We start from the raw sequence: 10,727 nt of genomic DNA, 5'->3' as shown, positions 1-10,727 counted from the left end.
ATGAGCCCGTCAGACCACGATCATAGGCTTAAATGGGGGGACAATGCACGTGATTCCAGCCGATCCAGTTATTTTTTTGATATCAAAGAGTTGTGATCCGGGTCAGCGCAGCGGAAAGGCCGCCCCGTCGCGCAGCACGGCCTCCGCCTCGGGGCTGAAGCTGTTGCCCTCGCCATGCAGCACCAACCCCGGCAGCAACTGAAGTGGCGCCCTGGAGCCCTTGATTCCCTGCACGATGACGCGTGATGCAGCCGTGCCTCGGCGTGGGTAGAGGGGAGCTATCCTTATGTCTCCAAAGCGATTTTCCATTACGCTGAGCATGCGGCCGAGGCTTTCGGCCCGATTGATGATGGTAACGCTGCCACGTGGTGTGAGCATCAGATGCAGGAGCTTCACCCACAACTCGAGATCCTCTATTCCAAAGGCATGAGCCTGTGATTTGAGCACGTGAGGCGAGGCCGTGGACTTTCCCTCTTCGTGAAATGGCGGATTGGCCAGGGCGTGCTGAAAACTTCCGGGAATTGGCATGCTGGCGACATCCTTGCGCAGCGCCTCGCGCAGATCGGCCTTGATCACTCGCAGATTCGCGGGAAAGCCATTCCTGCTTGCATTTTCTTCGCACAGCATCGCATAGCGTGCGGAGACCTCGATGCCGGTGACATGCAGGTTTGGCTGACGCGCGAGAAGGCAAAGTGCCGCGACACCAGTCCCGACGCCTGCCTCAAAGACCGAATCCCCCTCGGAGCAGGGGATGCTTGCAGCAAGGAACACAGAATCGAGACCTGCCCTGAAGCCTTTCTCAGGCTGGAGAATGCGAAGCCGCCCGCCAAGAAAGCCGTCCTCGGTCAAGGAAGCCGGCACCGCGGCCTGCGCCGGAGCCGTCAATTCGGGGGGGATATCTGGAGTTTCCATAGCGCACCAATCTACGACCTTAAGGTTATGCATCTGTTACCAAGCGAGGAAACAGCGCTGTGGGTTGGACAGCCTGACGAGCTGTGCTTTAACCCTTCCAATTGATTTCAGAGGTGGCCCGGATGGGTGTCGTCATACCGCTCGACGGAACGGGCAACAAGAAGCGGGCCAGCATCGAGCCTCTGGTCAAGCTCACATCAACCGACATGGACCGCGTAAACGAGGCGATCCTCGCGCATGCCCGCAGTCACGTCGAGCTCATTCCGGAAATCGCCAGCCACCTCATAAATTCCGGCGGTAAGCGCATCCGCCCGATGCTCACACTGGCCGCGGCACGCATGTGCGGCTACGAAGGTGAGCACCACCTGAAACTCGCGACCGCGGTTGAATTCATGCATACAGCAACACTGCTGCATGACGATGTTGTGGACGAAAGCGACCTGCGGCGCGGCAAGCAGGCCGCGCGTGTCATCTGGGGTAACCAGGCCAGCGTGCTGGTCGGCGACTATCTGCTCGGACAGGCTTTTCGCATGATGGTCGAAACAGGCTCGCTGGACGCTCTGCGCATACTCTCCAATGCTGCCTGCGTCATTGCCGAGGGAGAGGTCCTGCAACTCTCGATCTCCCAGGATACCTCGACAACTGAGGATGCCTACATGCAGGTGATCGTGGCAAAGACGGCCGCTCTATTCGCAGCGGCAGCTGAGGTGGGAGCGGTCGTTGCAAACCGGCCGCATAGCGAACAGGCCGCGCTTGAATCCTATGGCCGCAATCTGGGCGTTGCCTTTCAACTGATCGATGATGCTCTGGACTATTCCGGATCCACCGAAAAACTCGGCAAGGGTGTGGGTGATGACTTTCGCGAACGCAAGATCACCCTCCCCGTTGTGTTGTCATACCGCCGGGGTGCTGCCGAAGAGCGGAGTTTCTGGAAACGAACCCTCGAAGAGGGGAACCAGACACCCGACGATTTCGGCTATGCACGCAAACTCATGGAACGCCATAACGCTCTGGTCGACACGGTTGAGCGCGCAAACCACTATGGAGATATTGCGCGCGATGCACTGGCGATCTTCCCTCAATCCAGCCTGAAGGACGCATTGCTGGAAGCCGTGGACTTCTGCGTGGCGCGCGCCCACTGAATTCTAGGAAATGACAGCTCGCACTGACCACCATTTGGAATCCAGATTCGGCATGACATCTGGCGTCGAGCACAACCCAACGCAGGTCGCGCCTGAACCAGACATCAGGGCGCGGTAAATTCCTGGCGTTGCCGAGAGCCGGGCGAGAACCTCCCCGATGACGGGAGCGAGCGCCACGGCCGGAGCGGCAAGGTCGTTACGCCAATCAACAGGGTCACGTTCGTCAGCGATAGCGTCGCGGTAGCTTTGACCTCTGGCAAGCCCGAGAGACTTGAATACGTCAGGCGTGGAGACTGCCACCAGCGGATTGACCAGTACCGCTGACACTGGCGCAAAACCGGCAAGCGGTGTCAGGCGTTCACCAATTCCGCGCATCCGGCAGGCCTGCCCCAACAGACAGACAGGCACATCGGCACCAAGAGCCAGACAGGATTCCAAGACGTCCGCCCCTGTATCGGCAATGTCCACCAGTCGCAAAAAGCCCCGCAACGCTGCCGCAGCGTTGGCCGAGCCACCGCCAATGCCAGACGCAACGGGTAGATTCTTGCGAAGCTCAACCCTTACCGGAGGAAGGGTCTTTCCCCGAGCTGCAGCAATTTCGGCTGCAGCAGTCCATGCCCGCGAGATGATGTTGTCAGACTGAACCGGCAGATCGGCGGCAAAAGGACCAGACGCCAGAATCTCGAAATGCCGCGCAGGTTCGAAGGTGAGCACATCGCCCACATCTGCAAAGGCTACGATCGAATCAAGATCATGATAGCCATCACTCCGTCGACCAAGCACGTGCAGCGCGAGGTTGATCTTGGCCGGGGCGAATAACGAAAATGGCGTCACGCGTATGACCCACCTCTCACCGGCAGCATGATCAGCCGTTGGTATTGCCCGTGCCTGTCTGCGCAGGCGTCACGGGCAGTTCATCTGACAGTCCGTTCTTCAACTTGTCTTCAATGCGCTTGACGTCCGGAGGTTCGGGTTTGTTGTCCAGAGCGTGCTGCCACTGGAACCGCGCTTCAAGCTTGCGGCCCACACGCCAATAGGCGTCACCGAGATGTTCCGCGATGATCGGATCGGCTGGCAGCAGTTCCACCGCACGCTCAATGTGAGTGACCGCCTCCTCGTAGTCCCCAAGCTGGAAATAGGCCCAACCCAGGCTATCAATGATATAGCCATCGTTTGGCTTGAGTTCGACCGCCTTTTTCACCATGTCCATGGCCTCGGGAAGATTGATCTTCTTCTCGATCATGGAGTAGCCAAGATAATTGAGGACACTCGCCTCGTTTGGAGACAGCTCAAGAGCTCTGCGGAACCGCTGCTCTGCAACGTCCCACTGCTTCAGGCGTTCATGAGCTATGCCATCATAGTAGTGAACACGCCAATGGCCGGGCAGTGGTGTTTCAATGACCGCAATTGCATCATCATAGACCTTGGCCGCATCGGCAAACTCGTTGTTTGCACGATAAACATTGCCCAGCGTGACGATCGCATCGAAGTTGCGCGGCTCGCGCGCGATCAGGCTTTTCAACCTTGTAATCGCCTCATCCTTGCGCCCGAGGCGCTGCAGGCCTACCGAAATCTCGATCTCTGCGTTGGAGCGAAGCGGCGAGGCAACCGGAACCCGTTCATATGCCGCGACTGCCTTTTCGTATCGCCTCATGTCAGAATAGGTGTCGCCCAGCAGCGTTTCAAACACGGCCCTGTCGTTAGACAGTTGCATGCCGAGCCGGGCGTAGAGCAGCGCGACATCGATGCTCTGGTCGTCCGTCATCGAGGTGGCAAGCGAAAACAACGCTTCAGCAGCACCTGCCGATGCTGATGGGGTGAATGGCTGTGGCTTCTTGTTTGAAAGGCTTTGCTCAAGGGCCGCGAGTATCAGCGGGTTCTCGTCAGCTTCGAGATAGTCCCTGTAGATCTTCTGTGCCTCTACGGCCCGTCCGTTGCGCTCGAGAAAGTTGCCGTAGGCCTGAACGATGCGGAGTGAATTGCCAGCATCCTCGTAAGCCTTACGATAGGACGCGTCTGCACGCATCGCGTTGCCAAGATGGTCAGCAATGAGGCCAGCGTGAAATGTCTTGAAGTTTACGAAGCTCTCATTCACGTTGAGCTGGTCAAGCGCCTTCATTGCGCCGGCGAAATCATTCTCACCCGCATGTGACCAAGCTATCAGCAACCAGGAGGTCAGTTCGCCGATTGGCGTATAGGCAGATTCCTCGAAATTCTGGCGTGCTGCAGCATAACGGCGGGCACGGAAATCCTTGAGGCCAAGGACGATTCGCGCCATGCGCTGCTGGCTATTAAACTTGAGAACTTCCGCCGCATAGGCCTCAGCGGCAGGCATGTTGCCTTCAGACAATTCGAGCAGAAAGACCTTTTCAGTAAGGATCGGATTGCCCTGATCGGCCTTCAGGGCGTTGCCTAGAAAGCCGGAGGCAAGGTCGTTGTCTCGAAGCTTGGCGGCAGTCCGGCCGGCAAGATAGCTTCCCGACAGGGAAGCGCCGGCCTTCTCGTAGGCATGTGACGCTACCGACAGCGAGGACACCGCAAGGCCGGCCAGAAGAATGCGGAACAGGGATCGCGTCATCGTCATCCGTTTCCAAAAGCGGGCGGCCCAGTCCGACCGGCGAGTCCAGAGTTTATCACCGGAAAATGCGGTGTTTTTGGGGAGACTGCAATGGCCTTCCCGCAGGCGACCGGGCTCGACCTACATGTTCGGGTAATTGGGGCCCTCTCCACCCTGTGGAACCACCCAGTTGATGTTCTGGGCAGGATCCTTGATGTCGCATGTTTTGCAATGCACACAATTCTGGTGATTGATCTGGAAGCGCGGCGGCTTTCCTTCCTCACGCACGACCTCGTATACCCCGGCCGGACAGTAGCGTTGGGCTGGCTCGTCGAACACGGGAAGATTATCACCAATGGGAACTTCCGGATTGCGCAGCTGCAGATGGACCCTCTGGTCTTCCTCATGATTGGTACCAGAAAACGCTACATTGGTAAGGCGGTCGAAGGAAATCACGCCATCGGGCCTGGGATAGGCGATCGGCTTGCACTGGTCTGCGGGCTTGAGCGTCGCATAGTCAGGCTTGCCATGTTTCCAGGTGCCAAACCCAAAGCCAAACAACTGGTTCATCCACATGTCGAGACCGCCAAGCGCAAGGCCGCCGACGAGCCCCAGCTTGGACCACATTGGCTTTACGTTCCTGACACGCTTGAGGTCCTGATAGACCCACGAGGCCTCATAGCCCTCCTGATAGGCTGCAAGCTCATCGCCTGCTCGCCCGGCTGCAATCGCAGCCGCTGCTGCCTCTGCAGCGAGCATGCCGGTCTTCATTGCGTTGTGCGAGCCCTTGATGCGCGGGACATTGACGAAGCCAGCCGAGCATCCAATCAGCGCACCACCAGGGAAAAACAGCCGGGGTACTGATTGAAATCCACCCTCGGTGATGGCGCGGGCTCCATATGCTATCCGCCGGCCTCCCTGAAGCACGGGGGCAATCAGCGGATGATGCTTGAAGCGCTGAAACTCCATGTATGGAAAAAGGTGTGGGTTGTCATAGTTGAGGTGCACCACGAGACCAATCGACACCAGATTGTCTTCGAGGTGATACATGAAGCTGCCGCCACCGGTGCGTGCCCCGAGCGGCCAACCCATGGTATGGGTTACTTGTCCCCGGCGATGGTTCTCCGGCAAGACCTCCCAGAGTTCCTTCATGCCGAGCCCATATTTTTGCGGTTCACGACCCTCCGCCAGGCTGAACTTCGCTATGATCTGCTTGGCGAGCGAGCCACGGACGCCCTCAGCGATCAGAACATATTTTCCAACAAGCTCCATGCCGGGCTGAAAATCGTCCTTCGGCTTTCCATCCTTGCCGATACCCACGACGCCCGCAACAACACCCCGGACAGAGCCATCGTCGCGGAACAGCAACTCCGAACAGGCAAAGCCAGGATAGATTTCAACACCCAGCGCCTCGGCCTGCTGCGAAAGCCAACGGCAAACATTTCCAAGAGAAACGGCAAAGGCGCCATGGTTGTTCATCAGGGGTGGCATCAATGCATTGGGAAGACGCAGAGCACCCTGCGGACCAAGTACGAAAAATCGATCCTCGATGACAGGCGTGTTGAGGGGAGCGCCCTTTTCTTTCCAATCCGGAACAAGTTCATTGAGGGCAATTGGGTCAATCACCGCGCCTGACAGAATGTGGGCCCCCACTTCGGAGCCCTTTTCAAGAAGGCATACAGAGAGGTCGGGGTTGACCTGCTTGAGCCTGATCGCGGCGGCGAGCCCGGCTGGACCCGCCCCCACGATCACAACATCATATTCCATCGACTCGCGCTGGACCTGTTCCACGAAATCCACTCCGTATGTTCTCGACCGCCGAGGCTGTTTATAGTAACCGGAGGATGCCAGACAAGCCGCCAGTTTCAATATGGACACACGCCTTACCCAGATGAACCCAGAACAGGCCGCCGCTGCTTTGCGCTGGCTCTCAGAAATGGGGGCCGACGAAATTGTTGGCGACAGTCCGGTGAACCGGCTTGCCGCACGATCTGAAAATGCCGCATCACGTGGCGGGGCGTCACCAATTGAACAAAGGCGGCAGACTGTTCCCCCGACTCCTGCACCTTCCCCGACTTCTGCGCCATCCCTGACCGCCGGCCGGTCTGTGACCGATTGCGTGAGTCTGCCGGACATTGCGGCAGCTCTCGAGGCCTTTGACGGTTGTCCCCTCAAGAAGACTGCAACCCGGCTTTGCTATGCCGATGGCAACCCGTCGGCTCGCGTAATGCTTGTAGGCGAAGCACCCGGCCGTGACGAAGACATTGAGGGCAGACCCTTTGTTGGCCAATCGGGCCAGTTGCTCGACCGGATGCTTGCCGCAATCGGACTGTCGCGTCACGCCGATGACCCCGAGCAGGCTGTCTTCATCACCAACACCGTGTTCTGGCGGCCGCCAGGCAACCGCACCCCGACCAGTTCAGAAACCCAGATGTGCCTGCCGTTTCTGATCCGCACCATCGAATTGCAGAAGCCAGACGTAATCGTCTGTCTGGGGGCTACGCCCGCCGAGCGGCTCACCGGCCGTACGGACGGCATACTCAAGCTTCGTGGCGCGTGGCTGTCGACGACCATCAGTGAACGGAAGATTCCCCTACTGCCAACACTGCATCCGGCCTATCTTCTTCGCCAGCCCAGCAACAAGCGGCTCGCCTGGCGCGACCTCCTGTCATTGCGCCAGATGCTTGATGCACACTGATCTGCATGCCCGGGACTTATGTGACGCAGCCACGCGTGGTAGACATCATGTTTGAGGAATGAATGATGAGTGAGACAAGGCAATTCGTCCCGGTGCGGATCGCGGTGCTGACAATCTCGAACACCCGCACGCTTGACGACGACGCATCAGGTCAGACCCTCGCAGATCGCATCGCGGCGGCAGGACACCTGTTGTCCGCTCGCAAAGTCGTGAAAGATGATGTGCGGGCCATCAGGCGGGTGATCCGGGACTGGGCGAGCCGCGCGGATGTTGACGCCGTCATCACGACAGGCGGAACAGGCTTGACCGGCCACGATGTCACGATTGAAGCCGCTCGCGGTCTCTTCGAAAAGGAGATCGAGGGTTTCGGAACGCTATTCCACATGATCTCGTTTCCGAAGATCGGAACGTCCACCATCCAGTCTCGGGCTACCGCTGGAGTTTTCAAGGGCAAATACGTGTTCTGCCTGCCGGGTTCACCGGGCGCCTGCCGCGACGGATGGGACATGATCCTGAAGCCGCAACTCGACTACACGCACAAGCCCTGCAACTTTGTCGAGATCATGCCCCGGCTTGACGAGCATATGCGCCGCAAGAAAGGCTGATCACCAGGGGTCAGCCACTCCGGCGCCTGATGCTTCTCGGCAACCCCAGTCCTGAAACAACCAGCAATCCGGTCAGGATAACGAGGCCGCCGACGATCTGCACGGCCGACACTGTTTCGCCCAGCACCAAAGCGGCGGTGAAGATCCCGACCACAGGCATGAGCAGAATGAAGGGAGCCGCCTCATCCATCCGGCATTGCCGGAGCAGGGAGAACCAGCACATATAGGCCAGATAGAAGCCAACCACGCCCACGAACGCCAGCATGCTCCATTCCAGCCAGGTGGCGGTAACGAGAGAGTGATATTGACCCGTCTCGATCAGTAGTGTCGCCACGGCCAGTTGCGGCACGCTGCCGAAGGCATTGGCCTTGAGCAGACCGACGCCACCATCGCGGCCAAGCCGTCGTGCCAGGACCTGGCCAAGTGCCCAGCAGAATGCACTGACTATGATCATGACGGTTGGTACAAGACCGGGGGCTTGCTCGGGCAGGCCAATGACAATCGCAACGCCGGCAACCGCGATGGCAGTTCCCGCCATTTTCCGCAGGTCCATCCGGTCGCGCATGATCAACCAGTCCAGCAACACCGCAAACGGAATCTGTATTTGCAGAATCAGATTGGCCGCGGTGGCGGACATCTCCGGGCTGCGCAGGCCCCAGAACAGCAGTGCCCCCTGGATCGTCACCGCAAAGGCTGAAATGGCTATGATTGACGCCCACGGCGTCTGAAGACGCGCACGCTGGGTCAGGCCAAGCAACAGCGCGATGCCGCCGTAGACCATCAACATCATGAACAGGGGCGGAAAATGCTCAACAGCCGGCTTTGCAATGGTAAAGCCGGTTCCGAAAAACAATGGTGGCAGAAAGGCAAGCAGGATCTGACGGCGGGTCATAGGCATTCAACCATGGCCGAGTTCGGGATCAGCCGCAATGCAGCGCGGCAATGTTCTTGCTTTGTTCCATATTTTGATGTAGACCGTCACCATGAACCCAGCGTCAACCCAAGCCGAGGCCGCCGTCCCGTCACTGACAGCCCTGCACCCGCAGGCGCGCGGCCGCGGCGCTCGCGTCAACATGTCGGGCCGGTTCGAGGCCCTGAGCCGAAGCCTGTTCGATGATGGCTGGCAGGGTCTGGAAGACTTGCCAGCCTTCCGTACGGAAGTGTTCGAGGAAAAGGCGAGGACCATCATCTCGAGGAATGAGTCCCCCGACCTCTCCTTCGACAGGTCGGTGAATCCCTATCGTGGTTGCGAGCATGGCTGCGCTTACTGCTACGCAAGACCGGCCCATGCCTATATGGGCCTGTCGCCGGGGCTTGATTTCGAATCGAAACTGTTTGCCAAGCCCAACGCTCCCGAATTGTTGCGGGCAGAGCTTTCCGCCATGGGCTATGAGCCCCGCACCTTGGTGCTGGGCGCCAATACTGACTGCTACCAACCGGTCGAGCGGCGGCTCGGCATTACGCGGCGCATTCTCGAGGTTCTGGCCGCGTTCGGCCATCCGGCGGCCATTGTCACGAAGTCAGCGCTCGTGACCCGTGACATGGACATTCTGGCAGCGATGGCAAGCAGAGGTTTGGTCAAGGTGGCTATTTCCGTCACAACGCTCAAATCCGAACTCGCGCGGACCATGGAACCGCGCGCGTCATCCCCGGAAAAGCGCATTGCGGCAATCAAGACACTCTCCGAGGCGGGAATTCCTGTCACGGTGATGGCGGCGCCGATCATTCCAGCCGTGAACGACAGCGAAATCGAGGCCGTCCTGGCGGCAGCCCACGCGGCCGGAGCACGCGAGGCTGGCTATGTAATGCTCCGGCTGCCCCATGAAGTGAAGGACGTGTTTGGAGACTGGCTCCAGAGCGCCATGCCCGACCGCGCTGCAAGAGTCATGTCACTGGTGCGTTCAGCAAGTGGCGGGAAGAGCTATGACGCGAGTTTTGGCCGCCGGCAGACCGGCAGCGGCCCCTACGCCTGGACCATTGGACGCCGCTTCGAGCTGGCGTGCCGCCGGCTTGGCTTGAACGCTACCCGGACCCGGCTTTCCACCGCGCACTTCCAGAGGCCCGCGCAATATGGCGAACAGTTGACGCTGCTTTAGCGTCTCGCCCATAACCGCCTTATGGGCAAGAAGACTCGAACCGGACCTGATTTCTCCATCGAACAGGCGGCGCTGGACCGGGGCCTTGGCGTTATCTGCGGTGTTGATGAAGCCGGCCGCGGACCGTGGGCAGGGCCTGTTGTTGCAGCAGCCGTCGTGCTGGACCCAGACTCCATTCCCTCGGGGCTTGATGACTCAAAAGCGCTCAGCACAGCGCGGCGCGAAGCCCTGTTTGCGCCCATCATGCAAAGCTCTCGCGTTGGCATCGGCATCGCCGAAGCAGATCGCATTGATCGCGATAACATCCTCGTGGCAACCCTGTGGGCAATGCAGCAGGCGATTGGGCAGATCGCAGATGTGTCGCTTGCCCTCATCGACGGCAACCGGACACCAGGCCTCAATTGCCCGGCACAGGCGGTAATCGGCGGGGATGCGCGGGTTCTGTCCATCGCAGCGGCCTCGATCATTGCAAAAGTGACACGGGACCGCATCATGATCGCCCATGATGCAACTTACCCGGACTATGGCTTTGCAAGGCACAAGGGCTATGGAACGCTATTTCACCGCACCGCACTGATGCGTCATGGCCCCTCGCCCCTTCACCGCAGGAGTTTTGCTCCGGTCGCCGCCCTGCTCCCGCGTTAACCATCCCGACCGAAACCGATTCACGCCTGACTCGGCAGGATTCATCATGTGCGGTCTTGAGTGTGTTGCGTT

Annotated in this window: 10 protein-coding genes; 5 read left to right on the top strand and 5 right to left on the bottom strand. The window is 59.2% G+C overall.

Going from position 1 to position 10,727, the window contains the following annotated elements; translation table 11 throughout:
• Positions 1-102: 102 nt before the first annotated feature.
• Positions 103-861: a tRNA1(Val) (adenine(37)-N6)-methyltransferase gene (locus ACILRN_RS12550; RefSeq protein WP_395688776.1), complete on the bottom strand. Its 759-nt coding sequence runs from the start codon at positions 859-861 to the stop codon at positions 103-105.
• 173 nt (positions 862-1,034) lie between these two features.
• Between ACILRN_RS12550 and ACILRN_RS12545 the strand changes: the two genes are divergently transcribed.
• The gene (locus ACILRN_RS12545; protein WP_395688774.1) at positions 1,035-2,054 is read left to right on the top strand and encodes a polyprenyl synthetase family protein; all 1,020 of its coding nucleotides are present in this window, start codon (positions 1,035-1,037) and stop codon (positions 2,052-2,054) included.
• A gap of 3 nt (positions 2,055-2,057) precedes the next feature.
• Here the strand turns inward: ACILRN_RS12545 and ACILRN_RS12540 are convergent, their stop codons facing one another.
• From ACILRN_RS12540 to ACILRN_RS12530, 3 genes are all read right to left on the bottom strand, one after another.
• Positions 2,058-2,888, bottom strand: a complete 831-nt coding sequence (locus ACILRN_RS12540; RefSeq protein WP_395688773.1) for a 4-(cytidine 5'-diphospho)-2-C-methyl-D-erythritol kinase — start codon at positions 2,886-2,888, stop codon at positions 2,058-2,060.
• Between the two features lie 31 nt (positions 2,889-2,919).
• The gene (locus ACILRN_RS12535; protein ID WP_395688771.1) at positions 2,920-4,632 is read right to left on the bottom strand and encodes a tetratricopeptide repeat protein; all 1,713 of its coding nucleotides are present in this window, start codon (positions 4,630-4,632) and stop codon (positions 2,920-2,922) included.
• A gap of 120 nt (positions 4,633-4,752) precedes the next feature.
• A complete protein-coding gene (locus tag ACILRN_RS12530; RefSeq protein ID WP_395688779.1) occupies positions 4,753-6,378 on the bottom strand; it encodes an electron transfer flavoprotein-ubiquinone oxidoreductase in 1,626 nt (541 codons plus the stop codon).
• 352 nt (positions 6,379-6,730) lie between these two features.
• On the opposite strand from ACILRN_RS12530, the gene ACILRN_RS12525 reads away from it, so the two are divergent.
• Positions 6,731-7,309 carry a uracil-DNA glycosylase family protein gene (locus tag ACILRN_RS12525; RefSeq protein WP_395688769.1) on the top strand — a complete coding sequence of 193 codons (579 nt, stop codon included), beginning with the start codon at positions 6,731-6,733 and terminating at the stop codon, positions 7,307-7,309.
• A gap of 65 nt (positions 7,310-7,374) precedes the next feature.
• Positions 7,375-7,914: a molybdenum cofactor biosynthesis protein B gene (moaB, locus tag ACILRN_RS12520; protein ID WP_395688778.1), complete on the top strand. Its 540-nt coding sequence runs from the start codon at positions 7,375-7,377 to the stop codon at positions 7,912-7,914.
• A gap of 10 nt (positions 7,915-7,924) precedes the next feature.
• Here moaB and ACILRN_RS12515 read toward each other — a convergent pair whose 3' ends face one another.
• Positions 7,925-8,806 carry a DMT family transporter gene (locus tag ACILRN_RS12515; RefSeq protein ID WP_395688767.1) on the bottom strand — a complete coding sequence of 294 codons (882 nt, stop codon included), beginning with the start codon at positions 8,804-8,806 and terminating at the stop codon, positions 7,925-7,927.
• Between the two features lie 91 nt (positions 8,807-8,897).
• On the opposite strand from ACILRN_RS12515, the gene ACILRN_RS12510 reads away from it, so the two are divergent.
• A complete protein-coding gene (locus tag ACILRN_RS12510; RefSeq protein ID WP_395688765.1) occupies positions 8,898-10,010 on the top strand; it encodes a PA0069 family radical SAM protein in 1,113 nt (370 codons plus the stop codon).
• Positions 10,011-10,031: 21 nt separating this feature from the next.
• A complete protein-coding gene (locus tag ACILRN_RS12505) occupies positions 10,032-10,655 on the top strand; it encodes a ribonuclease HII (protein WP_395688763.1) in 624 nt (207 codons plus the stop codon).
• The last annotated feature ends 72 nt before the right edge of the window (positions 10,656-10,727 follow it).

Origin of the sequence: Aestuariivirga sp. (assembly GCF_044238155.1) — a bacterium.
GTDB lineage: Bacteria > Pseudomonadota > Alphaproteobacteria > Rhizobiales > Aestuariivirgaceae > Aestuariivirga.
Note: the sequence above shows the minus strand (reverse complement) of the source record. Positions and strands in the feature narration are given on the sequence as shown.

What these genes read in the sequence shown, in the direction of transcription:
- ACILRN_RS12545 (WP_395688774.1), top strand. Translation starts at nt 1,035, where the DNA reads ATGGGTGTCGTCATACCGCTCGACGGAACGGGCAACAAGAAGCGGGCC.
- ACILRN_RS12535 (WP_395688771.1), bottom strand. Translation starts at nt 4,632, where the DNA reads ATGACGCGATCCCTGTTCCGCATTCTTCTGGCCGGCCTTGCGGTGTCC.
- ACILRN_RS12530 (WP_395688779.1), bottom strand. Translation starts at nt 6,378, where the DNA reads ATGGAATATGATGTTGTGATCGTGGGGGCGGGTCCAGCCGGGCTCGCC.
- moaB (WP_395688778.1), top strand. Translation starts at nt 7,375, where the DNA reads ATGAGTGAGACAAGGCAATTCGTCCCGGTGCGGATCGCGGTGCTGACA.
- ACILRN_RS12515 (WP_395688767.1), bottom strand. Translation starts at nt 8,806, where the DNA reads ATGACCCGCCGTCAGATCCTGCTTGCCTTTCTGCCACCATTGTTTTTC.
- ACILRN_RS12510 (WP_395688765.1), top strand. Translation starts at nt 8,898, where the DNA reads ATGAACCCAGCGTCAACCCAAGCCGAGGCCGCCGTCCCGTCACTGACA.
- ACILRN_RS12505 (WP_395688763.1), top strand. Translation starts at nt 10,032, where the DNA reads ATGGGCAAGAAGACTCGAACCGGACCTGATTTCTCCATCGAACAGGCG.